General features: G+C 47.3%; 20 protein-coding genes. 9 read left to right on the forward strand and 11 right to left on the reverse strand.

The window, feature by feature from the left end; genetic code table 11:
* Positions 1-127: 127 nt before the first annotated feature.
* Entirely contained in the window at positions 128-793 is a 666-nt protein-coding gene (locus LOZ80_RS29530) for a DUF2306 domain-containing protein (RefSeq protein ID WP_238167952.1), read from the forward strand.
* Here the strand turns inward: LOZ80_RS29530 and LOZ80_RS29535 are convergent.
* A complete protein-coding gene (locus tag LOZ80_RS29535) occupies positions 753-2,396 on the reverse strand; it encodes an alpha-amylase family glycosyl hydrolase (RefSeq protein ID WP_238167953.1) in 1,644 nt (547 codons plus the stop codon). The genes LOZ80_RS29530 and LOZ80_RS29535 overlap by 41 nt on opposite strands.
* A gap of 102 nt (positions 2,397-2,498) precedes the next feature.
* On the opposite strand from LOZ80_RS29535, the gene LOZ80_RS29540 reads away from it, so the two are divergent.
* Positions 2,499-3,296: a CPBP family intramembrane glutamic endopeptidase gene (locus tag LOZ80_RS29540; protein ID WP_238173153.1), complete on the forward strand. Its 798-nt coding sequence runs from the start codon at positions 2,499-2,501 to the stop codon at positions 3,294-3,296.
* 227 nt (positions 3,297-3,523) lie between these two features.
* Here LOZ80_RS29540 and LOZ80_RS29545 read toward each other — a convergent pair whose 3' ends face one another.
* On the reverse strand, positions 3,524-4,111 hold the full coding sequence (locus tag LOZ80_RS29545) for a lysozyme family protein (RefSeq protein ID WP_238167954.1): 588 nt from the start codon (positions 4,109-4,111) through the stop codon (positions 3,524-3,526).
* Between the two features lie 1,237 nt (positions 4,112-5,348).
* Here LOZ80_RS29545 and LOZ80_RS29550 point away from each other — a divergent pair.
* Positions 5,349-5,924, forward strand: a complete 576-nt coding sequence (locus tag LOZ80_RS29550; RefSeq protein WP_337951038.1) for a transposase — start codon at positions 5,349-5,351, stop codon at positions 5,922-5,924.
* A 291-nt stretch (positions 5,925-6,215) separates the two neighbouring features.
* Here the strand turns inward: LOZ80_RS29550 and LOZ80_RS29555 are convergent, their stop codons facing one another.
* Genes LOZ80_RS29555 through LOZ80_RS29565 form a run of 3 tightly spaced genes read right to left on the reverse strand, consistent with a single transcriptional unit; the run spans position 6,216 to position 9,151 of the window.
* Positions 6,216-7,055, reverse strand: coding sequence for a sulfurtransferase (locus LOZ80_RS29555; protein ID WP_238167955.1), 840 nt, complete (start codon positions 7,053-7,055; stop codon positions 6,216-6,218).
* 16 nt (positions 7,056-7,071) lie between these two features.
* Positions 7,072-8,445 carry an LLM class flavin-dependent oxidoreductase gene (locus LOZ80_RS29560; RefSeq protein ID WP_238167956.1) on the reverse strand — a complete coding sequence of 458 codons (1,374 nt, stop codon included), beginning with the start codon at positions 8,443-8,445 and terminating at the stop codon, positions 7,072-7,074.
* A gap of 16 nt (positions 8,446-8,461) precedes the next feature.
* Positions 8,462-9,151 carry a carboxymuconolactone decarboxylase family protein gene (locus LOZ80_RS29565; RefSeq protein WP_238167957.1) on the reverse strand — a complete coding sequence of 230 codons (690 nt, stop codon included), beginning with the start codon at positions 9,149-9,151 and terminating at the stop codon, positions 8,462-8,464.
* Between the two features lie 159 nt (positions 9,152-9,310).
* Between LOZ80_RS29565 and LOZ80_RS29570 the strand changes: the two genes are divergently transcribed.
* Positions 9,311-10,231, forward strand: a complete 921-nt coding sequence (locus tag LOZ80_RS29570) for a LysR family transcriptional regulator (RefSeq protein ID WP_238167958.1) — start codon at positions 9,311-9,313, stop codon at positions 10,229-10,231.
* On the opposite strand, the gene LOZ80_RS29575 is transcribed toward LOZ80_RS29570, so the two are convergent.
* The 3 genes from LOZ80_RS29575 to LOZ80_RS29585 form a co-directional block, all read right to left on the reverse strand.
* The gene (locus tag LOZ80_RS29575) at positions 10,228-11,718 is read right to left on the reverse strand and encodes a tripartite tricarboxylate transporter permease (protein ID WP_238167959.1); all 1,491 of its coding nucleotides are present in this window, start codon (positions 11,716-11,718) and stop codon (positions 10,228-10,230) included. The genes LOZ80_RS29570 and LOZ80_RS29575 overlap by 4 nt on opposite strands.
* A gap of 10 nt (positions 11,719-11,728) precedes the next feature.
* Complete coding sequence (locus LOZ80_RS29580) at positions 11,729-12,187, reverse strand: tripartite tricarboxylate transporter TctB family protein (RefSeq protein WP_238167960.1); 459 nt, start codon at positions 12,185-12,187, stop codon at positions 11,729-11,731.
* Between the two features lie 85 nt (positions 12,188-12,272).
* On the reverse strand, positions 12,273-13,313 hold the full coding sequence (locus LOZ80_RS29585) for a tripartite tricarboxylate transporter substrate binding protein (protein WP_189016170.1): 1,041 nt from the start codon (positions 13,311-13,313) through the stop codon (positions 12,273-12,275).
* Between the two features lie 427 nt (positions 13,314-13,740).
* Here LOZ80_RS29585 and LOZ80_RS29590 point away from each other — a divergent pair, with 427 nt between their 5' ends.
* From LOZ80_RS29590 to LOZ80_RS29610, 5 genes are all read left to right on the forward strand, one after another.
* The gene (locus LOZ80_RS29590; RefSeq protein WP_373291326.1) at positions 13,741-14,604 is read left to right on the forward strand and encodes an ABC transporter permease; all 864 of its coding nucleotides are present in this window, start codon (positions 13,741-13,743) and stop codon (positions 14,602-14,604) included.
* A 10-nt stretch (positions 14,605-14,614) separates the two neighbouring features.
* Positions 14,615-15,505 (forward strand): carbohydrate ABC transporter permease, encoded by an 891-nt coding sequence (locus LOZ80_RS29595; protein ID WP_238167961.1) that lies wholly within the window; start codon positions 14,615-14,617, stop codon positions 15,503-15,505.
* Positions 15,506-15,574: 69 nt separating this feature from the next.
* Positions 15,575-17,248, forward strand: coding sequence for an extracellular solute-binding protein (locus LOZ80_RS29600; protein WP_238167962.1), 1,674 nt, complete (start codon positions 15,575-15,577; stop codon positions 17,246-17,248).
* 78 nt (positions 17,249-17,326) lie between these two features.
* A complete protein-coding gene (locus LOZ80_RS29605; RefSeq protein WP_238167963.1) occupies positions 17,327-18,136 on the forward strand; it encodes a response regulator transcription factor in 810 nt (269 codons plus the stop codon).
* On the forward strand, positions 18,126-19,928 hold the full coding sequence (locus LOZ80_RS29610; RefSeq protein WP_238167964.1) for a sensor histidine kinase: 1,803 nt from the start codon (positions 18,126-18,128) through the stop codon (positions 19,926-19,928). Before LOZ80_RS29605 ends, LOZ80_RS29610 begins: the two co-directional genes overlap by 11 nt.
* 93 nt (positions 19,929-20,021) lie before the next feature.
* Here LOZ80_RS29610 and LOZ80_RS29615 read toward each other — a convergent pair whose 3' ends face one another.
* The 3 genes from LOZ80_RS29615 to LOZ80_RS29625 form a co-directional block, all read right to left on the reverse strand.
* The gene (locus LOZ80_RS29615; protein WP_443146985.1) at positions 20,022-21,509 is read right to left on the reverse strand and encodes a DHA2 family efflux MFS transporter permease subunit; all 1,488 of its coding nucleotides are present in this window, start codon (positions 21,507-21,509) and stop codon (positions 20,022-20,024) included.
* Positions 21,502-21,954: a MarR family winged helix-turn-helix transcriptional regulator gene (locus LOZ80_RS29620; RefSeq protein WP_238167965.1), complete on the reverse strand. Its 453-nt coding sequence runs from the start codon at positions 21,952-21,954 to the stop codon at positions 21,502-21,504. Before LOZ80_RS29620 ends, LOZ80_RS29615 begins: the two co-directional genes overlap by 8 nt.
* An 842-nt stretch (positions 21,955-22,796) precedes the next feature.
* Positions 22,797-26,522 (reverse strand): S-layer homology domain-containing protein, encoded by a 3,726-nt coding sequence (locus LOZ80_RS29625; protein ID WP_238167966.1) that lies wholly within the window; start codon positions 26,520-26,522, stop codon positions 22,797-22,799.
* Between the last annotated feature and the right edge of the window lie 187 nt (positions 26,523-26,709).

Below are 26,709 nucleotides of genomic sequence, written 5' to 3' on the forward strand. Positions count from 1 at the left end.
TTGCGCTCACTCCCTTTCTCAGCCTTAAGACGGAGCTGCCCCCCATCAAAGGTCGGTTTAAGCAGCGGCTCCCCGATGCTATGATCAGTTTAGAAACATTTTCCAAGGAATGGGGATGATACGAATCATGAAAGAAAGAAATACGGGTCGTAAATGGGCATTTGGCATTTTGGCTTTTTTTGCTGTGGCTATCAGCTTGTATGCATTAATTCTTTATGGGCTGCCAGATGGGCTTCGCAAGCAAATGTTCGTAACCGACAAAGGCCCTCTCCCGGAATTATGGTACAACGTTCTATGGGCACATGCGGTTTCCGCAGGTCTCGCTCTTGGCATTGGGTGGATCCAGTTCATCAAGCGCTTGCGCCAAAGCATGCCTATTCTTCACCGCTCCATCGGCTATCTGTACACAGCGCTCATCACCGTTGCCGGGATTACTGGCCTTTATCTCGCTTTCTATGCGGACGGCGGCTGGATCGGCCGAATCGGTTTCGGAATGCTTTCGCTGATGTGGCTGTACACCCTTTACCACAGCCTCCGCAGCATCATTGTCCTTCGCAACCCCGTTGCACACGGCAATTGGATGATCCGCAACTACGCGCTTTCTTGCGCGGCAATTACGCTGCGAATTTATATCCCTCTTGCAGTTGTTCTCTTCGGTGTAACCGATACGAATGATTCATTCATCGTAATCGCTTGGCTTTGCTGGATTCCCAATTTGCTATTCGCTCACTGGCTCGTCAATCGCCGAATGGCTAGACCAGCTTATAAATCAACGTTTCAAAGGCCTGTATAAACAGGCTTTCTTTATGATTCAGAGCAGCTGCCTGCGCTTTTCCTGTTCGGTAGATCACTTCTTTATTCAGACTCAGATCAATTCGGCTGCTGCTTTCACCAAGATAAGCAACCCCTACGTCCTCTTCCGATAAATTAACCAGAACCAAATATCGCTCATCTCGGCTGCTTCTCATATACGATAAAACCTTCTCTTCTGGATTAGGAATAAACCGTAGATCTCCTTGCCAGAAGGCTTCACAATTCGTTCTTAACGCAATCAAAAATTGATAATGCTCATACATGCTTTCATCAAAATGTTCCCAATCCAGTTTGTACTCTTCGAACAATGAGATCCACGTTTGGTACGTCGATTCATTGAATTCCTGCCCCATCATAAGCATGGGGATCCCCTTAAGCGTCAGTAATATTGTCGCTGCCGGCATAGCCATCTGGCGCAAGTAACTGCCTACCCGAGACAGCTCCTTCTCCTCCAGCCAACTCATCCTTAAAGCTCCTTGGGGGAAGCTGTATGTATAGGATTGATAAATTTGAGCAAAGCCCCTCTGCGTCAGTCGGCCCTCTTTCATCTCATTCAGCAATAGTCTTGGATTGCCGTCATAAGTGAGATCACAGGATTCCAAATGATGGTACTCATCATAGGACTGAGAGATGATAACGAGGTCGTCTTTGACCTTGTTCAGCTCCGTTCTAATTTCGGAAAGAAAATCAAACGGCGTTATATCTGAATCATCCAACCGGAACCCGTCAAAATCGCATTCAGAAATCCAATAGGACATAGCCTGAATAACAGCCTTTCTCATCTCTCTATTTGAAAAATTCAGCCCAGCAAAGTAGGAGCGATTCGGGACTTCGTAGTACACTTCCTTATTTTCATTTTGCGTAAAATAGGTTGGATGGTCCTTCGTCCATACATGGTCAACACTGCCTCTATTCATGACCCAATCCATAATAACTCTGATCTCCTGCTTATGCGCTTCACGAATGAACGTCTTGAGTTCTTCCATCGTGCCATAGCTACGATCCAACGAATAATAATCTTTCACTGCGTAGGGGTCGCCATACCGCCCTATCCGCTGTTCTACTCCTACTTCTTGAAAAGGCATGATCCACAGCACATTAATGCCGAGCTTCTTGAAATACGTTAATTTATCCGTAAGACCACGAAAGCCATTCTCGGTAAAAGCTCTTATGTGCAGCTCGTAGATGACTGCTTTTTTGATCCAATCTGGACTCTCGATAGCCCGAAGGTTCTCATAGAGGTAACCCGGATTGTCTTCTGATATATCCGTAGTTCTGATCAGCACTTCGCCATCTTCCGTCACCGTGATAGACGAGTTATTTTGTTCATCCTCCGAAATATTGCTGTTTCGCGGATCAAGTATCCACTGCTCGTCGTTCACGACAATTTTGTACAGATGCCGACCTTTCGGAAGACTCAATTCGAGCTCCCACTCGTTCTCCCCCGTCTTCGTCATATAATTTCTATCATGATTCCAGCAATTGAAAGTCCCTGCTACAGAGACACATGAAACTGTAGGATCTTCAGAGAAATAAAGAAATCTCACGCCTTGTTCACCTTTTTTGGGGAAATCATTGTACATGGGTATGCGCTCCTCTGCATGAGAACTAGTGTTCTTGCCATTGTACTATGATTTTATTTACTTTCATATCTTTTTCATAAGGGGGCGTGAACTGTGGCATTAATGAACAATCAAGCCTGGCGAAATATCGTTATGTTCTCGCTCATTGCAGTCTCCTGCGGTTGGATCGGGCGGGCCATAGACCTCCAAACAGGCAGAGATGCGACAGGCAGTCTCGGGCAGCTGCTCTGGATTTTATCACCACTTCTGTCCATGATGATCATGCGCACCTGGATGGGAGATGGATGGAAGGACTGTGGATTTAGGCTGCATCTCAAGGGAAATCTGCTGCTCTATGGTCTAAGCATCCTGTTTTTTCCTCTACTGGCGGCTATTGTGGTTGGCATCGGCGTTTGCGCGGGGTGGACGAATGTTTCTCTATCTCCTACTTTATTTGCAGCAGCTTTCGGGGCTGCACTCGTTCCGAGCTTCATCAAGAATTTATGCGAAGAGTTGGCGTGGCGTGGTTTTTTAGCACCTAAATTGTTTGCGCTGGGGTATAATCGCTTTCTCGTACACATCCTCGTCGGTGTGATTTGGGGGGCTTGGCATTTCCCTTATTTATTTCTGTTCACCGATGATATGACCTTGATGTTCCTCCTTCGCCTAATGATCGGGGTCATCGCAATGGCTGTTCTGTATGGTGAAATACGACTCATTACCACAAGTGTTTGGCCTGCTGTCCTGATGCATACAATGGGAAATGCCTGCATCGATACACTTATTTTGCAGAAATTCATCGCTGTTCCTGAGACCTTTAAATATCTCGCCATGCCCAGTCCGGAGGGACTTCTGGCCATGGCTTTAACGGGACTTGCGGGACTTTGGGTTAGCCGGAGGAACGTGAGAAGGCCCGCTTAGGGCTGCAGCTACTCTCCTGCATTCTCCGCTTCCTCTATCTAAGCCAACTAATCTGAGCACTTTTACTGCAAAGGGATCGTAGATCCTCTATTTTGGCGAAAAGCATGTAATATGGGACTACTGCGGATCGTGGATTCCTTATTTTGCTCTTTTGACTCCGAAAAGAGCAACTTTGCGCGAAATAGCTCTGCTTTTTTAATGAACAAGAACATTCCTTCATAAATTTATTATTGAATTTCATAATTTCCACTTTTTGTGGACTTCCTAAGAAACACGGTAGCTAGATTTCCTTTAAGATACCATTCGTCATTAATACTAGATAGTTTGATGGAATCATTTTCTCTAACATAGTACTTTGATTTACTATCGAGTATATATTTGCCCTCATAGATTAAATTGTCCCCCCAGTAACCTAGTAGTATTATCCTATCTCCGATAGTTGTATAGTCTGATAAAACTTTAGGGAACTCATAGTATCTTCGAATCTCTCTTACGTAGTTACTTGGAACCTCACTTTCATTATTTCTGCTAAATCTGTATTCCAGATTCTGTAGAAACTTCTCGGATTTCAGCTTCAAAACAATTTGTATTGTTTTGCTTTCTTTATCAAAGGAAACAAGGTTGTCGGTATTTATAAATTCTAGATCTAGAGGAAAGATATGACTAGAATCTGTCATCGACTTTATAACAATATTCTGTGTTGGAACCGTATGTTTTAATTTGTATGATGACCAATAATTTCCTCCACTCAGAATTACAATAAATAAAATCAATGGTGAAACCAGCAAACTTATAACAATCTTTTCTTTCTTCATCAATTTCCGCTTATAGGTGATTATTAAAGAAGCCATAAGAAGAAACACCATAAAAAAAAGTATATTAACAAAAATAAATACTATTGGATGTCCACCTAATAAGTAATTGCCAAGATTACAAATAAGCCAAATGAATAAAAGTAAGTATGAAAAGATCATTTTTTTTCTTTTTTCTTTCAAAAATATCCACCTTATTTCTTTTTTATAGCTCTAAAAATGCTTTGTATTAGATTTTCTTAAAGATAATTTCCTTTGGTTCTCCTTTAAAAACCAATCATTGTTAACTCACATTTACAAAAAAACTCTCCTCCCCAGTACAATTACTGTAATCGTTTTAGCCATCGTAGAATGATGAGCACTTAGAATTTTCGGCATTTCAAAATACTTTCTTATAGCTTGTATATAAGATTTAAAAACTTCGGTATAGTTAGATATTTGTAATCTAGGTGTTTAAGTTGACTTCGTGAAGCTAAGATTTAAACGGCACAGCAGGGATCGTGTTCCCCGATCAGAATGCCCCCGCTTTTGTCCTTTTGTGCCCTTCCAATCTTGTCCAATGAATGTGTACATCATTGTTGGAACTAAATGGAGAGAAGGACAAGTTATTACTTGACGTGGGATTGTTTATTTGACACTGTAAGTTGTGTTGCTGGAGGGTGACGTATTTTCCAATGTATAGGAAGGTTTATAGGTAGTTGAGTCGTTTTGTGAAGTCGTTGTTGGTGTGTTGGTGCTTGAAGAATTTGTTACAAGATGTCCCCTAGACGGTACTTTGGCACCATCAAACGTTTTCGAATTTCCAATTACTGGAACCTAAATTGTTATAGAAATACTTTTTTTCTCCTTTTTCTGCAAAAAAAATTAATAATAGTTAGGTAAGTTAAACAAGTGAAAATACGATTTATAGACATTTCTTCCTTGATTATTCGATAAATTAAAAACTGCCGAATTCTCCATCTTTTATATTACTGACCGCTACAATAATATATAAGTCTCATAATGTGTTTCACTGTAAGAATATTACAATATATTAGAATATTTCGTCTATTAAATTAAGAAAACTTTATGAGATTAATATTCAATTAATAAGTACAAATGCAATAAATTGTTACTAATCCTTACTTATATGTAATTACAATAAATTTTTCTGTTTCAGGTTTGCATCTGCTAATGTGTATGTTACAAAAGTAGCTATAGGGCTTCTTGTGGCAGTCTGCTTGAAGAACAAAACAAAGAAATCACGATTTCCTTTCGGGGTATTCGTTTCGTCCTGCCAAGTGGCGCTTATGAAACTGTCATCACGAATCTTTCTGCCGCAGATTTCCCACCCGATAAACTGGAGTCCATTTATAACATGCGATGGGGAATTGAAACCTCTTTCAGAGCGTTGAAATACACCGTCGGGTTGACGAGTTTTCACGCAAAGAAACAAGAGTTCATCATCCAAGAGATTTTCGCAAGAATGATCATGTACAATTTCGCTGAAATGATGACCTCGCACGTCGTCATTTCCCAAATGGATAAACGGCACCACTACCAAGTCGACTTCACGGTTGCCGTTCACGTTTGTAGACATTTCCTGCGCTCAAAAGATAATGAACCCCCGCCCGATGTTGAAGCGTTGATTCACAAAAACATTTTGCCGATTCAACCCATCCACCCAGGACAGCAAAAAGCGCGCAAAATCTTAGCGGATATTCCATCCGTTTGTTTGCTGTGCGCTTTTTTCCTTGTTTGCATAAAAAAACAAACGGCACAGGGATTTTTCCCATGCCGTTTTCGGATCCATCTTTATTCCGTGTTTTGTCTTTGAACTTATCTTAATGACATTGATCAGTTGGGGTTCCCTTTCGCTGTGTCAAGTCATACAAACTAGTGTTTGTATCATGGGTCGCGTGAATGGCACTCTACACGACAATCATATGAAATGGGGCTTGCTGAGTACAGCTCTTTGTCTTTGAACCAATGAGTCTAGCGTGTGCAAGCTTAGCAAATCGCGCAGAGGGTACTCCTTGTTGACTTCGAACCGCATGAAAACATCAGAAAAGGGCATACAGAGGTAAGGAGTCTGTCTGCTAAGTGCCCGTAGGACGCGATCTCTCTGCTAATCTTCGTTACCCGTAGCAATCGGATTCTCCGCATAGGAAATCCAATCGCTCCAGCTCCCCGCATACAGCCTAACCTGCTCAAACCCCGCTTCGCTCAAGCCCAACACATTCGGTGTCGCCGTCACACCAGAGCCGCAGTACACAATAATTTCTTGGTCGCGCGGCAGATCAGCGAAATTCTTGGCAATCTCGGCAGCCGACTTAATCTGTCCCTGCTCATCCAGAAGATCCTTCCAGAACTTGTTGATGGCTCCGGGAATATGACCCGCTGCCTTATCGATGCTTTCCGATTCACCGCGATAGCGCGGGGCCTCACGGGAATCGATCAGCACCGTACCAGATGCGCCTAGCTTAGCGCGTACTTCTTCCATGCTGACCAACCACTGCTTCCGCGGATTAGGCACGAACACCCCGGATGCGGATGCTTTCGGTTCAGCATCCACCGGGTTGCCCGCCTGCTTCCATGCCGAGAAACCACGCTCCAACACATACACTTCATCGTGGCCCAGGTACTGAAGCACCCACCATAGCCGGGAGGCCATCGCTCCGCCTTGATCATCGTACACAACAACCCGCGAGGTATTCGTTATCCCTGCCCGACCCAACCGCTCAGCCAAAATGTCCACCGCCGGCAGCGGATGTCTGCCGCCATGCGCTTCGATGGGAGCGGATAAATCTTTTTCCAAATCCAGATAGACAGCGCCAGGAATACGGCCCTCTTCATAAGCTAGCCGACCCGCTTCAGGCTGTCCAAGAACAAATCTGGTGTCAGCAATAATTAAGTTAGCCTCTGATAAATGAGCTAACAGCCATTCATTCGTAACGACATGTTTCATATTTAATCCTTCTCCTTTATTCAGCCGAATGGATGCCAACGGCATCGATTAAATCCTTGTCCGATCTCTTCGCCGCATATCGATTTTCCGGAATAGCCAAGCCGAGATGCCCGCGCAGCGTATCGTGCTCGTACTCCTGACGGAACAGGCCTCGCTGCTGCAGAATGGGCACAACATGATGAACGAAATCATCAATGCCCTCAGGCAAAACATGGCCTAACAGGATGAACCCATCGACAGCTCCTGCCCGGAAAAAGCTTTCCAGCACATCTGCAATGTGCTCGGGCGTGCCGACCAACGGTCCTCTAGGCGTTGCATTGCGCAGCGCGACCTGACGGAGCGTTAGCCCCTCTTCCTTGGCCGTGCGTTTGATATTGTCCGTGACACTCTTGTAATTCTCGCTGCCCGCGTCCCCAAGCTCGGGAAAAGGCTCATCCAGTGGATAGGTGGAGAAATCCAAATGGTTGAACCACCTTCCGAGATAACGAAGAGCATTCTCGATGCTGATGAGGCCTGCAATCCTCTCGTATTTGGCTTCTGCCTCAGCTTCCGTCGCACCGACAACAGGCGCGATGCCTGGCAGGATCAGCAACTCGTCGGGGCTTCGGCCGTATTGGGCAAGACGGCCTTTGACATCATCGTAGAATCGTTTGGACTCTTCTACGGTCTTCACGCCGCCCATGCCGGTGAACACAGCATCTGCGCCCTTGGCCGCCAGCTCTCTCCCGGCCTCGGACGAGCCCGCCTGAAACACAACCGGGTACCCCTGCGGGGAGCGGCCGATGTTCAGCGGACCCTGAACCGCGAAATGCTTGCCCTTGTGATCCAGGCGATGCATCTTCTCGGGATCGAAGAATACGCCGGACTCTTTGTCGTGGAGGAATGCTTCCTCTTCCCACGAATCCCACAGCCCGCGTACCACCTGAAGATGCTCATCCGCACGTTGATAGCGCTGATCGTGAGCCGGATGCTGCTCCCGGCTATGATTAAGCGCAGCGCCGTCAAGCGCCGATGTCACCAGATTCCAACCGGCTCGCCCCCCGCTCAGCAGGTCCAGCGATGCGAACTGGCGAGCCACCGTGAACGGCTCGCTATAGGTTGCAGAGACGGTCCCTACAAGACCGATTTTGCTGCTGTAGGCGGAGAGCACGGACAAGGCGGTGACGGGTTCCAAGCGGTTCAAATACTGCGGCATCGTCACCTCATTGATGAACAGTCCGTCCGCAATGAAGGCAAAGTCCAACTTGCCCTCTTCGGCTTTATGCACCATATGCTTATAATGAGTCAGGCTTGTAGCAGCATCTGCAGGCGTGCTTGGATACAGCCAAGAAGCCATCTGCTCTCCCGTCGCCAGAAGCGCTGCCCCCAGCTTCATTTGCTTTTCCGACATGGTCGCTCACCTTCCCTTAATGGCTCTTCTCATCTTCCCGAACGAAGGCACTGTAGGTATTAATTCGATGGGCCAGCGCCGAGCCGGCCTTCAAAGCAGTAGCAACCAGAACCGTCTCGGCAATTTCTGCGATTGTGGCGCCTTCCTCTTTGGCTAGCTGCGTGGAGAATTCAATGCTATACGGACAATCCGTAATATGTGAGATAGCGACAGCGATAATGGCTTTTTCCTTGCGGCTAACGCGTTGACCTTGCAGCACTTGATGACGGAATTCAAGTAAAGAGGTATACAACTGCTCGTTGATGTTCTCGAATTGTTCCAACAACGGCAAGCTGGAGCGGCTGTAAAGTTCATCTCTCGGGTTCTCTTGCAAGGCATTCAACGTATTGATGCCGTGATAGAAGGCAGAATAACCCTTCACTAAGGCGCTCACTGCGATCGCTTCGAACAGCTCTTCCTTGGTCAACTGCAGCTTATGCCCTGTTGTGACATGAATATCGATGCAATAGGGACAACCAGTGGCATGCGCTACGGCAATCGCAATTAATTCTTTGAACCTGGCGGATAATGCGCCTTCCTGCATAGCTAGCTTATTGAATTCCGAGAACGCCTTGAACGTTTCTGGAGCATACGGTACGAATTTACCGGCGTATTTGGCATAATTGGACCTTAAATATAAGCTGTCCTTGTTCTGTGTTGTAGACATGTGCATTCCTCCATGCGCGCAATTTTATATCCCAGTAAATCAGTGTGTTTAATTGTTATTGGTGCTATAATAGCACTGTTAACTAGTTTTGTATAATTGAAAAAAGGAATGAGTCGATTTCCTTTTATCGAATCCTTCTTGACGAAAGGACCACATCACATGGACATTCGAGGCATAGCCACTTTCCAAGTCATCGTTCGTACGGGCAGCTTTCAGCAAGCCGCGAAGGAGCTCAAGTATGCACAATCCACTGTCACCAAACAAATCCAGAACCTAGAGGACGACCTCGGCGTCAAGCTCCTGGAACGAGGGAAAAGCATTCGTCTAACCCATGCGGGGGAAGTATTCATCAAGAAAGCTGATCAACTAATCCGAGATTTCTATGATCTGCAACAAACGATGACTGATCTGAACGATGGCGAGAAAGGTACCGTCAATATCGGTATTATGGAGCCTACCGCCAGCTATCGCATCCCTATGCTTATCAAGGAGTTCGCTGCGCTATATCCCAATGTCGAGATCAATATCAAAATTCATAACAGCCATATGTTCAATCAAATGGTTAGCGACGGCACGGTCGATTTTGCCATTTGCGCTACACCGGAAAGCGGGTTGGGCACGAATTTCGAACCGCTGTTTGTGGAAGAGATCGTGCTCCTTTTGCCCAAAGTACACCCTTTATCCAAGAAGAAGCGCGTCTATTTAAGCGATTTGCAAAATGAACACATTCTGCTGACCAATGCGACCTGCCCCTTCCGGCGGAAGCTCGAAACTTCGCTCCATGAGAAAGGTGCCACGCCATACCGCAAAATCGAAATCGGCAATATGGCTGCGCTCAAATACTATGTCCAAGTCCAATACGGTCTTGCCGCCGTACCCATGATCACGGTCACTCCGCCACCGGAGGGCACCGTTCTGAAAAGAATCGAGAACCTCGATGGGGGACTGATTACGGGACTTTTGATCAAAAAAGATACCGAGCTTCTCAGCGCAGCTGCCCGTAAACTGGCCTCCTACCTGCGTCAGGAGCTGAGCATGCTGGCTGCCCAAGGAACAACGGCAAGCGCTGGCAACGGCTAGGCGCTGCGCCTTTTGTGCCAGAACCATCGGAAGACAGAATAACCAATCAAAACAACGATGAGTCCAATTAAACCTCCAGAAAGCGGCCGAGTGACGAAAATGCCCCAGTCTCCGTTGGACAACAGCATCGTTTGTCGGAAAGAACTCTCGAGGATTTTCCCAAGCACGAACGCAAGCACCATCGGAGCAGGATCGAAGCCGGCCTTCCGCATGATGTACCCCAGAATGCCGAAGAACAAAACTACCCACATATTGAAGCTGTCGTTGCCTAGACTGTAGACGCCGATCATGGTAAGAATGACCGCGAAGGACATCAGAATGCTGCTCTTCACCCGCAGGAGTTGAATGAACAGGCCAACAAACGGCAGATTCAGGATAAGCAGCATGACATTGCCGATATACATGGAAGACACGACTCCCCAGAATAGATCGGGATGATCCGAAATCAGCTGAGGTCCAGGTGTCACACCGTTCAACAGCAATGTTCCAAAAATGAGCGCCATAACGGCATCCGAAGGAATACCCAACGTTAAGAGGGGGATGAAAGCCGCCCCTGCTGCGGCATTATTCGCAGACTCCGGTCCAGCTACACCTTCGATTGCCCCTTTGCCGAATCGCTCCGGCGTCTTGGACAAACGTTTTTCTACCCCATAGGACGCCACTGTCGCAATAATTGAGCCGCCACCGGGTAAAATGCCCACCAGGAAGCCAATGATCGATCCCCTCACTATCGCCCATTTGGCTTGCGCAAAATCCTTCATCGTCGGCCAGATCCGACCTACTTTCGTAGTGACCGTAGTTCCCTTCGACAAATTTTCCAAGTTGTATAGAATTTCCCCAACACCAAACACGCCCATCGCAATAGCCGCGAAATCTATGCCGCCCAACAGGTTCGTTGAGCCGAACGTCAATCGAATCGATCCTGTAATCGGATCCTGACCGATGGTGGCAATCAGTAAACCTAGTAAGGCGCAGATAGCGCTTTTGATAAACGATTTGGTCCCTAAATAGGCCACCAGTAGAATGCCCAGCGTTGTAAGAACGGTGTACTCGGGAGCCCCGAAGCGCACTGCGAAGTTGGCAAGTCCGGGTGCGAGGAAGCTTAGTCCGATAACAGAGAACGTTCCTGCAACGAAGGACCCTATGGCAGCGATGCCTAGAGCAATCCCCGCTCTTCCCTGCTTTGTCATCTGATAGCCGTCTAACGTCGTCACGACGGACGCAGCTTCGCCTGGGAGATCCAGCAGTGTAGAGGTAATCGAACCGCCATACATGGCACCGTAATAAATACCCGCCATCATGATGATCGAACTCTCCGGCGGAAGCGTGAGGGCGAAAGGCAGCAATAGCGAAATCGTCGCAGTTGGACCCAGCCCTGGCAGTACGCCAATGACGTTGCCGACGAGAATCCCAATCAAGCAGTACAGCAGATTATGAAAGGTCATGGCATCTTGGAAGCCAGAAAGCATTGCATGTAATGTATCCATAGGGACCCCCTTATCCAAATAAATGAAGCAGCTTGTCATCGGGAAAAGGAATGTCCAAACCCCAGGCGAAAATGGCATAGATAGCAGCCGTTAGTCCAAGCGAGACGAGAATGGAACTGCGCCAGCTCTCCTTGCCGAGAAATCGAATCCAGAACAAAAAGGCAGCCAAACAAGGCAAAGTAAGTCCAATTTGATCAAAAAGAAGAATAAAGATGGCCAAACTAATCAAGCCATACAGCGGGAATCGCGCATCACAGGTGAACGACTCTTCCTCTTCAACCCTTCTATCCATAAAGAACAGCAGCAGCGAGACGAGCATAATAAGCGCACTCAAGCAGGTTGGCCAGAAGCCCGGCCCCGGGTCATTCCAGGTACCGAAAGATAATCGACGCGATAAAATGAAAAAAAAGAGTCCCACTGCGAAGGGGACAGCGCTTTTGGCTAGCGCAGCATAGCGAGAAGCTTTCATAGGAAGTATCCTCTCTAGGAATAAGAAGCGGAGCAGAGGCTTCTAGCGCCCTACTCCCGCTCCTATCGCCGCATGTATGGCAGCGTTATTTCTTCAGATTTTGCGCATAGAATTCTGCAGTCTCATCGTAGGCCTTGCGGAATTCCGCTGCAGAGCTGAAGATCGGTTCGATGAAGATATTATCGAAACTCTTTTTCACATCCGCATCAGCGGTTGCCTGTTTCAACGCATCGCTCAGCTTCGCGACTACATCAGCCGGCGTTCCCTTAGGAACGATCAAGCCTCCTGGAGGCGGAGCGAACGTCAAGCCTTTGAAATTCTGCTCATCGGACGTTTTCACATCCGGCAGAATCGCCGAGCGTTTCTTCGTTACGATCGCAAGCGCCTTGAACTTCTTATCTTTCACGTAAGAAAGAATTTCGGAATCTACGTTAACAATAGCGTCCAAATTGTGCCCTAGCAGCGCATTAACAGCATCAACCCCACCGTTATACGGCACTAGCTGGAACTTCAAATCCTGCGTCTTGGCGAATTGCTGAAGGCCAATGTAAGATGGCGAGGAGGGTCCAGTTGTTCCGACTTTCACCTTATTGGGATTTGCCTTAATATCTGTAACCAGTTCCTCTAACGTGCCGTATTTGCTATCGGCAGAAACGGCCAATGCATACGGGTTATCCATATAGCCTCCCACAGCATCGAAGTCTTTGGTCGTATAACCAACTTCAGTTGTTAGTGGTGTAATGATCCCTGGACCAACGGATGTAAAACCAACCGTGTAGCCATCCGGCTTAGCCTTGATGACTTCATTCATAGACAATGCGCCTGCTCCGCCCGGTTTATCAATGACTTCAACTTTCTGTCCGAGAATTTTCTCCAGCTTGGGCGCCAATGCGCGAAGGGATAAATCCGTTGCTCCTCCCGCAGAGAATGGCACCAAGATTTGAATCGGTCTTGTTGGGTAGCTTGTACCGGCAGACGGCGCCGCACTCCCCTTTGGCGCTGCGCTGACGGCGGCCGAACTTGCAGCTGTGTTGACCTTCGTACTGCTTCCACATGCGGAAAGCACCGTTATAGCTAATAATGACAACCCCACAGCGGCATAATTCCAATTCCAGTTCTTTTTCATTTTCTTATCCTCCCTATTCTCCCAGGACCTTTCCTGATCAGTTTGCACGAAGTGTACTCTGCCTCAGTCGGTAGCATTATATTTAATCCCCCGTATACAACTAGGTTTAATTAGATTATAGATGCAGGGCTGGAATAAGTAAAATTGAAATTATGAATACGCCGTATCGAAAAAAGCGAATCAGCCCTCCGCTTTTGTGCATCCATACAAATTCATTCGGTTCATTGATTTGTATCAGATTTCATTGTTTATACCAGTAGGCGGGGCTTCCCCTTACCCGTTAAGATGGGAACATATCAACATCAACCCAATAGAAAGGGTGGTCGGTTTGAGAGAACCCCCAGCTATGATCCGCACGGATCAACCACCGGCCCGCCTCCGCACATCGCTAGTTGCGGCATGGCTTCGCCAATGGTCCTTGCAGCTCATGGTGCTTCCCGCACTCGCACTTATTCTCGTATTCAGTTATTTCCCGATGTACGGTGTAATTATCGCCTTTCAGAATTACTCCGTTTTCAAAGGATTCTGGGTCAGCCCTTGGGTCGGTCTCAAGCATTTCAGTGACTTCTTCCACTCACCTGAGCTTTATGTTGTCATGCGAAACACACTTGTGATCAGTTTCCTGAAACTTTTCTTTGGATTTCCGGCGCCGATTCTGCTTGCGATTCTCCTGAATGAAGTGAGGTACAAATGGTTCAAACAGATCGTTCAGACGATCACTTATCTGCCGCATTTCATTTCCTGGGTCATCGTAGCCAACTTCGCCATCACGCTGCTCTCTACCGATAACGGCAGTCTGAATATGCTGCTGCAAGGCATAGGCGTGATCGATCAGCCAATTCCCTATCTATCCGTTCCGCATTACTTCTGGACAATTATTGTGACTACGAACGTATGGAAGGAAATCGGGTTCGCCTCCATCGTTTATCTGGCTGCCATCGCCTCCATCGATCCGCATTTATACGAATCTGCTGCGATGGATGGGGCAAGCCGTTTTCGAATGATGTATTTGATAACGCTTCCATGTATTCTGCCCGTTGTCGTGATCTTCTTCATTCTCGCCATTGGCAACTTGCTCAACGCTGGTTTCGATGATTTATTGCTGCTAGGTGTCAATCCTGCCCTGCGCGATGTATCGGACGTTATCGATACCTATGTGTATCGTCTGGGCATTAGGTTGAACCGCTATTCCTTTGCAACCGCCGTTGGACTCTTTAAGGCCGTGGTCAGTGTCGGGCTGCTTACGCTTGCTAACTTCTGGGCGCGACGATCCGGCAACAGTCTATGGTAAAAGGAGGCCTATGATGAAAACAGCTATGGATGATCGCATTTTTCAAATTCTTGTACATATCGCCCTTGCCTTGCTCGCTTTCGTCACCTTCTATCCGTTCTGGAACGCGCTGATCGTTTCCTTTAATGAAGGGATGGATACAACCTTGGGCGGTATCACCTTCTGGCCGCGTAAATTTACCTTCGAGAATTACGGGTATGTGCTCAAGGACAGCCGTATTCTGACAGGCTTCGGTATCTCTATCGCCCGGACGATCTCGGGAACGTTACTTACCATTGCAGGAACGGCCATCTTCGCCTACGGCATGTCCCGCAAGGAGCTAATCGGCCGCCGCTATTATATGATTTTCGCCATTATCACCCTGTATTTTGGCGGCGGACTCATCCCTACCTACATTCTAATTCGCGGCCTAGGCATGTTTAATACGTTCTGGGTCTATATCATCCCTTCGATTATCAGCGTGTGGAGCATGATTATATTTCGCACCTTTTTCCGGGAAATTCCGGCAGGGCTTGAAGATGCGGCCCGTATTGACGGCTGCGGCTATTGGGGCACATTCCTGCGTGTTGTCCTTCCTCTGTCGGGGCCTGTTGTAGCAACCCTTGCGCTTTTTACGGCCATCGCCCATTGGAACGACTGGTTTGTGGCCTCCATCTATATCAATAATGAGCATTTAATTCCTGTACAGACGTTGCTGAAAAGAACCATTGATTCCAACATTTCACGGGAATTGGTCTCAGATAGCGCTGCGGCAAGCTTTGTAGCCAAGACACAAACTTATACAACCAAATCGCTCATTATGGCGACGATGATGGTGACCACGTTTCCCATTATTATTGTCTATCCTTTCTTGCAGCGCTTTTTCGTAAAAGGCGTGCTTGTCGGTTCGTTAAAAGAGTAATTGAAGAAGGCTGCAGGGCATTTCGCTTTGAGCATAGAACACTAAAGAATGGGAAGGGGTATAACGTACATGAAGATTACATTGAAAAAGAGTACTGGATCACTTGCTTTACTGGTCGCACTTGGGGCCCTTATCGCTGGGTGCAACAGCGCCGAGAAGCCGCAATCCGGGGCTAGTACGTCACCAGGAACAACCGGAACAACGGCGCCAACCACGAAAGCAGCGTCAGCCGCCTGGCAACTGGGCAGTGAACCCTTCAGCTTCTCTGTGTATGGACATTATGACTGGTATACGATGCCGCAATGGGGAAAAGACATGTTCTCCAAAAGCGTGGCAGAGGCCAAGAAGCTTACCATTACTTCGGTTAACTCCGGCGGGAATGCGGAAGCCAAGCTGAACACCCTGATTGTCGGCGGAGACTTGCCGGATGTTATCTGGGGAGACCGCGATAAGTTCGAACGCTTGAGAGAGAATGGCGCATTAGTCCCTCTCGATCCCTATCTGGATAAATATCCGAATTTGAAGAAATGGGCCGGAGATGAGATTCTCAATATGCTCCGCGCCAAAGACGGCAAGCTCTACATGTTCCCGAACTGGTACACGAATAAACCGACCGGCAATGCCGGGTATGTCGTTAACAAAAAGATCTATAATGAACTCGGCAAACCTAAACTGGAAACGACCGATGATTTGTATGCGTATCTCAAATTGGTGAAAGAGAAATATCCTGCCATCATTCCATTCGAGCCTGGGCAAGCGCAAGAAGGCAAGGGTGTCGATATTCTGTACTCAGCGTTCGCAGAGAATAACCCGGCCAGCTTTGCCGGTACGCTGCGTGCCGTGCCCAAAGACGGCAAATTCACTTCGCTCTTCGCTGATCCTGTCTACAAAGAAGCGTTGGTCTATGTGAACAAGCTTCATCGCGAAGGATTAATGACGCAGGATGCTCTGACGCAAACCGTCGATCAAGTCCGCGAGAAAATCAATACAGGTCGCGTTGCCGTGTACGCCGACGTGACGGCTATTGAATACGCGTCCAAAGGCCACGCGCAATTGATCAAAAATGATCCAAACGCCGGTTATTTCATGATCTGGCCGATTCACAAAGGCGGTTTGGATAAGAACAAAATCATGGTTGCCCACTATGATCGTCTAGGTTGGAATGCTGCGGCCATTACAGCTAAGGCCAAAGAACCTGAGAAGATTTTCGCTGCATTGGATTGGATGACGGGTCCAGAAGGCACGCGGGATATCATCTGGGGACCCGAAGGAACGTACTGGAAAGGCACGGATGCTGACGGTCTGCCGAACCTGACAGACAAGTTTTTCGCTGAACCGGAGGACCGCACCAAAAACATGAATGCCACGAATGACCTCCAATTCGTTGGAAACGCTACCTTAAATGATAAAATCAAAGTCAAAGCCGAATTGTCCTTGCCTGAAGAGAAGCGTTCCTGGGAAACGAAATATCAAGATGCGATTACCTGGAAAACCCATATGGATTTAACGGCAATGCGCGGTATCGAGCCACCGCAAGACAGTGAGGAAGGCATTATCCGCGAACGTTGGATCGAATTGTACAAAAAAGTTCGCGGCCAAGCCATATTGGCGAAAAGTGAGCAAGAAGTCGGTGAAATCCTTGCCAAGGGCGAGAAAGATGCCCAATCTCTGGGCGTTCAGAAACTGCATGATTATTTGACCAAGAAATGGAAGGAAAACGAGGCCAAGATGAAGAAAAAATAAGGAATGGACAGGGTGCGCCAACTGGCGCACCCCCTTTCCATAGGATGAAAGGTTCTATCATTCGGAAGGGGACACCTTATGTATAAAGTATTAATTGCGGACGATGAAACGTTGGATTTGGAGGGTATGCAAACCTTCATCCCTTGGGAATCGCTTGGTATGGAAATCGTCGGTGCGGTAACGAATGGGTTCTCGGCTTGCGAACTGATCGAACATCAGAAGGTTGACGTGCTCGTAACAGATGTGAATATGCCGAATATGTCCGGCCTGGAGCTGGCCAAACGCGTTCGAGCACGATTTCCGGAGGTCAGGGTCGTCTTTGTTAGCGGATACCGAGACTTCCATTATGTCAAGGAAGCATTGGCGCTGAAAGCTTACAGCTACGTGCTGAAACCGATGAATGAAGAGGAGCTTATCGGCTCGCTGACCCTTATTCGCTCCGATCTGGATGAAGCGGTCCGGCGTGGCCAATTCGAGGTGGATACCCAAAGACTCTTGGCAGCCAATACACTTGGTTCTGAGGGACTGCCCGAGACAGATCCTCTCTTCAAGTCAGCTGTTGGCGGCAAGAATATGAAGCTGATTCAGGAAATGATCCTCTCGATGCGGGAACGTCTGGATCAGGCCTTGACACTGAAAGAAGAGGCGGACCGCATCGAGTTCTCCCCTAATTATCTAGGCCAATTATTCAAGGAAGCCACAGGCCAGACCTTTCACGAATACCTGGTGGCGCTGCGCATGGAGAAAGCTGGAGAACTGCTGCGCAATCCCAAGCTGCGGATTTATGAGGTGGCCGATCAGGTCGGCTACCGGTATATGCCCTATTTTAGCAAACAGTTCAAAGAAACGTACCGGATGACTCCGGTGGAATTCCGCAATGGGTTATAAAGCATCGGCCGAAGAACATAAATTCATCCCGTTTGGCTACAAATTAATGATCTCTTATCTCGTTTTAACATTGATTCATGTCCTCGTTTTCGGCTATTTTGCCAATTGGATATTCGTCGACTCCGCCCGTAAGAAAACGAGCGACAACGTGCAGGCTGCTCTAAGCCAAATGAAAGACAATATCCGCTTCAAAATGATGGATACCGTACGATTATCCGACATGATGTACTATGACGACACCATTGCAGCGCGATTAAGGCAGTATCAGCAAGGTTGGTACAGTTACGAATCCACGACACAATATTTGGTGCCCAAATTCAACAGTGTTTTGAAATCGACGAACCGCCGCACATCACTTGTTGTTTACTTGCGCAACGAAACGCTGCCCGAGATTTACAATCATTACAACGACAGCGATCCGTTAACGTATGCGGGGAAAAGCTACGATTTGTACCATTTGAAGCGTATCGAGGATCGCAAATGGTACCTAGAATTCCCCGCTGAGACCTACGGCGAGACTATGGTGTGGCAGCAAGTGGAGCGAGATACGGAGTTCGGCAATATTTCGCTGCTGCGACGGATCATTGACACAGCCAAATCCAAATCGACGATGGATATTGGTTTCATGCGGCTTACCGTCAAATTGTCGGATTTGTTCGAGACGGTTTCGCCTGATTTTGGCGAGGGCACATCGGTTCGAATTGAAACTGGCAGCGGTCAAGTCCTCTTTGAGCGCGGCACAGCACCCGCTTCCGCTTCTGGGCAGAGAGCCAAAGAGGCCGATTTCCTTACCATCAGAGAACCTTTCGGGGATATGGATTGGCAGCTCATCACCAGCATCCCCAAAGCATGGGTCGAAAAGGATGCGCGCAAAGTCAAATTGCTAACAGCGGGCATTGGCTCCGTAAGCTTCTTGGTTTTTGTCTGTGTCGGCATCTTCCTGTCCGGCTACTTCTCCAGACGGGTTTCCCGCATCGTGATGGTGCTGGACTCCTTTCGCAACGGAGATTTCCGTAAACGTATACGCTTCAAGGGCCGCGATGAGTTCTCGACGATTTCTGAGTCCATTAATGATATGGTTCAGCATATCGATACCTTGATCCAACAGGTGTATGTCACCCGGTTAAAGAAGAAAGAAGCCGAGCTCGAATCCCTGCAAGCGCAAATCAATCCGCATTTCCTCTACAATACCCTCTCTTCCATCAGCCTACTGGCGAAGTTCGGCCATGTCGAGCAGCTGCATCAGATGGTTAGCAATTTGGCCCTATTTTATCGGCTGTCGTTAAATGAAGGTCGTACGATTATTCCTGTTGCTAACGAGTTGGAACAAGCCAAAGCTTATTTGGACATTCAAAAAGCGAAATATACAGACCGGCTCGACGTGCTCTTCGAGGTTGATCCGGCTATGTTGAAATATGAGATGGTGAAGTTAATCCTGCAGCCATTTTTGGAAAACGTACTCAAACATGCCTGGTGTGGAGACCGCGTCCACATTAGAATCACAGGTCAGAAGATCGGTGATGATCTGGAGTTTCGCGTTATCGACGACGGGGTCGGCATGACGGTTGACACGTTGCGGCGATTGCATGCAGAAGATGAGGATCAAGAGAAGGCCGGCTATGGCATTCGCAACGTGAGGCAGCGTATACAATTGCACTATGGCAAGGGATATGGCGTTCGGATTCACAGCCGGTTAGGTATTGGGACTTCGGTAACTCTGCGGCTTCCTTGCGTAGACCGGAGAGCGCCTTATGTGGACAAGGTCATTGCCATTGAGAATGATTATCGGTAGAATTGAACTGCTAACCTGTATTACTTCCGCATGAGCGGGCAATAAAAAAGAGGCTGTCTCACCAGGAGATTAACCTGGTGAGAAGCCTCTTTGTCATTTTGCCGCGCTGGGCACAGGAACTGCTTCCACGGACTCATCATGCGGCTGAACCTTGCGAATGAAGAAAGCGAGTATGAGAGCGACAACACTCAGCCATGTGGCGATGACGAAGGAATGATTGATCCCATAGATGGTCGCGGCTTGCGAAATTTCCGCCATCTTGGCCTTATTGCTTGGATCAATCTGTCCTGAAATGATTAACTCTTTGGCGTGAGAAGCCGCTTTGTTGGTCATGAACGTGACCAGCAGCGCTGTTCCCAGCGCGCCAGAAACGTTTCGCAGCGTCTGCGACATGGCCGAACCGTGCGCATTCAGGCGCCGCGGCAGCTGATTCATACCGGCTGTTTGGATCGGCATCATGAGCATCGACATCCCGAACATCCGCAGCGTGTAAATCAACATCAAGTGGTTATACGTCGATTCCGCCGTAAGCTGGGTGAACTCATATGTGGTGATGGTCATAATGATAAGACCGATGACAGCCAACCAGCGAGCCCCGACTTTATCGAAAATCATCCCCGTAATCGGAGACATAATCCCCATCAGAATAGCTCCCGGGAGCAAGAGCAAGCCAGACTCCAGCGGTGAGAAGCCCCGAATGTTTTGCAGGAAAATCGGCAGCAAAATCATACCTGAGAACATAGCCATTGTGATAATCGCATTAATCAATGTTGTGAGAGAGAACATTGGAAACTTGAAGACACGGAACTCAAGTAAAGGCGTCTTACCTCTTAGTGAACGTATGATGAAGAGCAGCAGCGATAGACCGCCCAGAACGAGGCAGGCAACAACTCTTCCGCTCCCCCACCCCGATGATCCGGCATCACTGAATCCATAAAGAATACCGCCGAAACCGATGGTGGACAGGATGACACCCAGCACGTCGAGCTTAGGATTGGACGTTTTGATAACGTCCTTCATGGAGAAAGCGCCGAACACAACGGCGAGGATCGCAAGCGGCAGAACGATATAGAATAGTACCCGCCAATCGTAATGCTCAACAACCCACCCCGACATCGTGGGACCGATCGCTGGGGCGAAGATCATGGCAATGCCCATCATGCCCATCGCTTTACCGCGCTCCGCGACTGGGAAGATCGTTAGGACCACGACCGACATCAGCGGCATCAGAATGCCGGCACCGACAGCTTGCACGAGTCTTCCGCCGAGCAGCCAGCCAAAATTGCCTGATAATGCGCAAATAATCGTGCCGATAGCGAATAAAGATGAGGCCGTAAGAAACAGCTTTCGCGTCGTAAAGCGGTTAAGCAGGTAGGCGCTAATTGGAACGAGTACACCGTTCATAAGCATGTAGCCATTGGACAGCCATTGAATGGTGCCTTCATTCACATTCAGGTCCGCCATCATTTTGGGCAGCGCAACATTCAATACCGTTTGACTTAATAGCGCCACGAATGCGGCGATGAGCAGAGAGGCCATAATGGGCCCTTTGCGCAGCGCAGGGTTAGTCATGCTAGTCATGCAGCACATCTCCTTTAATAGTCTTTAAAATCGTCAAAATCTCAGTCTGTATACGATGAAACTGCTGCTGGTCCTCCTCCGACAAACCTAACAAGGGTCTGAGCAGCATCAGTCGCGTATCGTTGGACTCCTCCCATAGCGTTGTACCTTTGTCCGATAGCTTCAATGTCATAGCCCGGCGGTCCGACTCGGTGCGTTCACGCGTTATGATCCCCGCTTTAACCATCCGATCGACAATCCCGCTAGTGGTGCTATTGCCCAGATTAAGCTTCTCAGACAGCTCCATTAACTTAATATCTGGGAATTCCTTCAATATGCGGAGCACGATGAGCTGCAGGGGTGTCAGACCATGCTTCTGAGCAACCTTAGCCATCACTTGAAAAAAAGCCTGATTTACTTCCCGATAAGCCTGAAAAATTTGCATAACACGCTGTTGTTCGTTCAAGAGGTCCTCCTCATCTCCAATTACTTCGTATACGAAGTATTATGCTCCAAGACGATTTATATGTCAATTTTTATATATGCCTTAGAAGCTCAACAGCCCTTTTTCGATCAAAATATCTTACGAACTCCAGCTGCGCTATGACGAGTAAAGCTCACAATCCCGCTCCTACGCAGCTCCATAACGCCGATTCCGTTCATTAGATCGCCAAAGCAGCCATTTTTTCGCCGATAAGCATCATACGGTTCATTAGCTGCAGCTAGTGCCGCTTGGTGCCACCGCCCTCCTACAATGATAAGAGTCTCTAGAAGCTCTTATACCCGTCAAAAGTGGCACATTTGGGGGAATAGGAGTCTTTGGAGACTCTTATCCCCGTCCATTTCCCTCAAACCTCCTCCAAACCAAGAAATAAGAGCCCCTGGAAGCTCTTAAGCGCGCCAAAACCGACTCATTTGGGATAATAGAAGCCTTTGGAGACTCTTATCTTGAGTTACACCCAATCCGAAGCTGCCTTTCTCGCTGAATGGAAGTCACACGGGCCTTGTTGCCTGCACCTTCGCAAGCTTCCTTATGAACTCAATAACCTTTATTCGGCCAAAATCGCTCATTCTGAAAATCGAATGAATGCCAGATGCGCTATTTCAAGCAATTGATACCCATTCGGCCAATAAACTGCCGGGTAACGCCAATCCAGTTCATTACATCTCCAAAGTAGCCATTTTCTCGTCGATAAACATCCTACAGTTCATTAGATGCCACCTAAGACCGAAAACCTCCAAAACAAAGAAGCTAAGCACTATAATAGCTGCTTAGCTTCTTTGTCATTTAGATGTCATCGCCAAAACTTACATTCCACTCAATTGATCCATAATCGCTTTGAGTTCAGGGTCCAGACAAATCGCATTAAACATAACTGTGAGCGCTTCGGCTCTAGTTGCGGACTGCTCCGGCGCGAATGTATTCGCAGCGATGCCTTGAATTAAACCCGCTTCAGCTGCTTTTGCAATCTGCTCCTTGTTCCATGAATTCGCGGTATCCGTAAATGCCACACCACTGTTTAGTTTCTTCGCATTGTTAAAATTGACAATTTTCGAAATAATCGCAATGATCTCAGCACGACTGATTTCTCTATCCGGCTTAAATGTGCCATCCGGATAACCCGAAATGATCCCGTTAGAAGATAACGCAGCAATAGCCTCATTAGCCCAATGTTGTTCTACGTCACTTAATTGGTTAGCAGTTGAAGCTGACTTCACTACACCAAATGCTTTGCTTACAATTGTCGCAAACTCGCCCCGGGTAATGCTTCCGTTAGGTTGGAAGGTACCGTCTGGATAACCGTCAATAACCTTTAGTTTCAAGAAGGTGGTAATCGTTTTGGTGCTCCATAGATTGGAGACATCTGTAAATGCCAACTTCGTAGGATTAACTTTTTCTTGTGCCAAACGAGCACCGTAGGCTTCTTTGATTTGATTAGATTTAACGCCATCAGCGAAAATAGGTGCTGAAGGCTTTTCATCAGGCTTAGGTTTGACAGTCGGATCAGGTGTAACAGGCACGACAGGACCTGTACCTGTACCTGGATTTGTGCCCAGGTTCGAATCGGGGTCTTGCGTCCTCGCTTTTTCAATGGTCGTAGCTTGCAGCTTGGTCCCATCTGTCGTTCTTGCTTCAATCGAGATTCGGTCATTACTGATGCTGATGGCTGAATATACGGGTAAATTATCATCATATAAATAGTTCAAGTAATCATGCTTTACAGCATCGTAGAATTTCCAGCCTGAGGATCCCCCAACGAGATAGATCGTACCCTTGCTGCCATCTTTTAGCGGTAAGCCGTTTTTCATCGGATACGTCCAAGCTAGGGCGTGATCGTGACCTACAAGCACCAAATCTACACCAAGCTCTTCAAGAACAGGTGCCAGATAATAAGTAACGAGTTCAGGACCGCGTCCATCTTCTGTATGATAAGCAGGTCGGTGGAACATGGCTACCTTCCATTTTTTCTTGCTGGCATTGATATTTTCGCGAAGCCATGCAGCTTGCTTTTTCATATCAACTTCATCCGCTTCCGAATTCAAAACGATAAAGTGCGTATCCTCGTAATCATACGAATACGTCAAATGCTCCTGTGTCTCCATGCCGTTGCCAGGCAGTCCAAGGGCCGAGGTGAACACTTGCTTGCCACCATTTTTAACATCGTGATTCCCCATTGTATAAGCAGAGGGAACACTTCCACTATACTTTTCAGAAGCCTTCATATCCTGTTCCCATTGGCTCATAATCCCGCCATCATCCACAATGTCGCCGCCATGCATAACGAATCGCGTATCGGGGAAGACAGAGAAGGCGCCTTGCATCAAATTCTGGTGAATCAGAAGCGCTTCTTCACTATTCGTGTGTGAATCAGTAACAAATAAGAATGAGAATGAATCTGCTTTGGCCGCTTCCGTTTTAAAAACTTGCGGTGCGCTCCAATGCCCTGGATAACCTACACGATAACGATAAGATGTTCCTGGCGTAAGACCTTGCAGAAGCCCCTTATGAAATAAAGCTTCGCCTGTGCGATCAGGTGCTAATAGCAGTTCCGGTGCAGCCGCTTGCTGCAAAATATTAGATTGCTCGAAATCTTTAAATTCACTGTCTTTCACATATTGAATGAACCCTTCCCCTGCACGCGGGGCTGTTCTCCAAACGATACTCATCTTTGTTTTCATATCTTCTGTCACATAAGTTCTAACATACTCTGGCTCATCTGCGCCAATTTGCGGGACGATGGGAAGGGTTAGTACTTTGCTGACTTTATCCCCATTCACCGCTTGAAGATCTAGGCTGAGTAAAGCAAGCGTCGTTAAATTCGTCCGAATTTCGCCATTTGCGTCCGTTTTGCCCCATTTCTCTGTTAAGAGCCCGAGCTCGACGTCAGCGCTAGGTATCCAAGCTGTGCCTTTTCCATTAGGTAAATTGACAGCAGTAAATCCTGCACTAGTAACTCCACTCGAAAAATACTGCGCTGCCTGCAAAGCGGAAGAAATCTTAGTTGAACTAGCATCAGCATTTGCATATAAAAAGGATTCCGCTGCTTTCACTTTAACGTAGGATTTAGGGTTAAGTGAATTAGGAAGTATTACCGAAACTCCTTCCACTGGCACACCGACATCATCGGTAACACGAATGGTGCTGCTCGTATTTAAGGAACTCCCTTTGACTGTGAGCACATAGGGAAATCCAATGGTATAGCTATGAGGTTGCGCCAATGCATAGACCGCTTCTCCTACGGTAAGCTGAACACTGCCATCACTCATTCCAATCGATTTGAACAGCTCGCCGCGTCCCATCTTGGCACTTGGTTTAACCTTGATATTCAACGAAACAAGCGTGCCATCCGCTGCTATAGAAGATTTGCTCAATCCCTTAAGCTCGAATTGGTATTCTCCCCTGGCATTGTCAATCTCATTGCGAGTGATCAAGGATTCCGTCACTTTGGGTTCCGTCGAGCTGATTTCCAATGTTTGGGGATCATAGTTCAGCTTCGCATAAGAGTTTTTTAACTCATCTGCGTTTTTGACCTGAAGCTTCAACTGGAACGACTTGTTGCTGATAACTTCATTAGGTGCTTCTAGTTGGTACTGAACACCATCACGAATGAAAAAAGTGCTGTTGATTTCCGCTGGATTGCCAGATCGATCATACACAGCCGCATGAACCGTATGATAACCGCCTGCCATTGCAGTTGCTGATTGATATTGAATATTGCCTGATGATGCATCGTATGCAGCGTTAACAGGATGACCATTGATATCCACTTGGATTGAACTCGGATCAATACCTGATTTATCATCTGTTGCGTTTAATTGAATAAGCGGGCGGTTTGTTTCTAAGACCGCGTTATTACCCGGCGATTGCATGTCAAGCTTGGGAACCGTCATATCTTCATTCGCATCATCTTCATAAATAAGACGAACGTTATCGACCCATACCGTACCTTTGTTTTTCTTATCAAAAATAGATTGCTCAATTCGCATATAAATTTCAAGCGTAAACGGAGTTGGCCTATTCGTTGGCAGTGCGCCTTCGATATATTTCCACCCTGTCCAATTCACACCGACATTCTCGTCCAAATACTCCACTTCAAATGACTTGCCTGCGCTATCTCTGAACTTGCTGAAAATAAGATGACCATCATTGTTGCCGTAAATCCACATACCGATCTTCTTGGGAGCCCCTGTAATCGGAATAGCGCCAGCTGCTGGCCCCACGTAGACGTAAGAAGGATTTTCCTTAACCCCTATGTAATCATAATCAATCCGGACGGAATTATTGCCGGAACGGACATGTTTGGGATCGGACTCCAAGCTCATCGCACCGGAGAAATTTCTTTTCTGGATCAAAACATCATCGCTAAGGTTGTTCTCAAAATCTTCTATAACCACACTCTTAGGTGCAACACTCTCCGCTGTGACTAAACCTTCAGGCGGAAGAACACCTATGATGACAGAGAGCAACAGAAAAATCAGTGTTGCCTTGTTCACCGCTAATTTGAATCGTTTGGAAACTTGCCGCTTAAACATGGTTGTACTCGCTCCTCTGTTTGGTGATGATTTGGTGCCAAACTAACGACGGACGCACAATAGTAAAATAAATCATACATTTACTCATACAAAAGTAAGTATATCTGCCCTTTGTTTGTGGATTGTTTGCTTCATACGTTGATTTTGTAAATAACTTGTACGTTGGATTGCAATCTTTCGTTGGAAC

The organism is Paenibacillus sp. HWE-109, from assembly GCF_022163125.1.
GTDB lineage: Bacteria > Bacillota > Bacilli > Paenibacillales > NBRC-103111 > Paenibacillus_E.

What these genes read in the sequence shown, in the direction of transcription:
- LOZ80_RS29530 (WP_238167952.1), top strand. Translation starts at nt 128, where the DNA reads ATGAAAGAAAGAAATACGGGTCGTAAATGGGCATTTGGCATTTTGGCT.
- LOZ80_RS29535 (WP_238167953.1), bottom strand. Translation starts at nt 2,396, where the DNA reads ATGTACAATGATTTCCCCAAAAAAGGTGAACAAGGCGTGAGATTTCTT.
- LOZ80_RS29540 (WP_238173153.1), top strand. Translation starts at nt 2,499, where the DNA reads ATGAACAATCAAGCCTGGCGAAATATCGTTATGTTCTCGCTCATTGCA.
- LOZ80_RS29545 (WP_238167954.1), bottom strand. Translation starts at nt 4,111, where the DNA reads ATGAAGAAAGAAAAGATTGTTATAAGTTTGCTGGTTTCACCATTGATT.
- LOZ80_RS29555 (WP_238167955.1), bottom strand. Translation starts at nt 7,055, where the DNA reads ATGAAACATGTCGTTACGAATGAATGGCTGTTAGCTCATTTATCAGAG.
- LOZ80_RS29560 (WP_238167956.1), bottom strand. Translation starts at nt 8,445, where the DNA reads ATGTCGGAAAAGCAAATGAAGCTGGGGGCAGCGCTTCTGGCGACGGGA.
- LOZ80_RS29565 (WP_238167957.1), bottom strand. Translation starts at nt 9,151, where the DNA reads ATGTCTACAACACAGAACAAGGACAGCTTATATTTAAGGTCCAATTAT.
- LOZ80_RS29570 (WP_238167958.1), top strand. Translation starts at nt 9,311, where the DNA reads ATGGACATTCGAGGCATAGCCACTTTCCAAGTCATCGTTCGTACGGGC.
- LOZ80_RS29575 (WP_238167959.1), bottom strand. Translation starts at nt 11,718, where the DNA reads ATGGATACATTACATGCAATGCTTTCTGGCTTCCAAGATGCCATGACC.
- LOZ80_RS29580 (WP_238167960.1), bottom strand. Translation starts at nt 12,187, where the DNA reads ATGAAAGCTTCTCGCTATGCTGCGCTAGCCAAAAGCGCTGTCCCCTTC.
- LOZ80_RS29585 (WP_189016170.1), bottom strand. Translation starts at nt 13,313, where the DNA reads ATGAAAAAGAACTGGAATTGGAATTATGCCGCTGTGGGGTTGTCATTA.
- LOZ80_RS29590 (WP_373291326.1), top strand. Translation starts at nt 13,741, where the DNA reads ATGGTGCTTCCCGCACTCGCACTTATTCTCGTATTCAGTTATTTCCCG.
- LOZ80_RS29595 (WP_238167961.1), top strand. Translation starts at nt 14,615, where the DNA reads ATGATGAAAACAGCTATGGATGATCGCATTTTTCAAATTCTTGTACAT.
- LOZ80_RS29600 (WP_238167962.1), top strand. Translation starts at nt 15,575, where the DNA reads ATGAAGATTACATTGAAAAAGAGTACTGGATCACTTGCTTTACTGGTC.
- LOZ80_RS29605 (WP_238167963.1), top strand. Translation starts at nt 17,327, where the DNA reads ATGTATAAAGTATTAATTGCGGACGATGAAACGTTGGATTTGGAGGGT.
- LOZ80_RS29610 (WP_238167964.1), top strand. Translation starts at nt 18,126, where the DNA reads ATGGGTTATAAAGCATCGGCCGAAGAACATAAATTCATCCCGTTTGGC.
- LOZ80_RS29615 (WP_443146985.1), bottom strand. Translation starts at nt 21,509, where the DNA reads ATGACTAGCATGACTAACCCTGCGCTGCGCAAAGGGCCCATTATGGCC.
- LOZ80_RS29625 (WP_238167966.1), bottom strand. Translation starts at nt 26,522, where the DNA reads ATGTTTAAGCGGCAAGTTTCCAAACGATTCAAATTAGCGGTGAACAAG.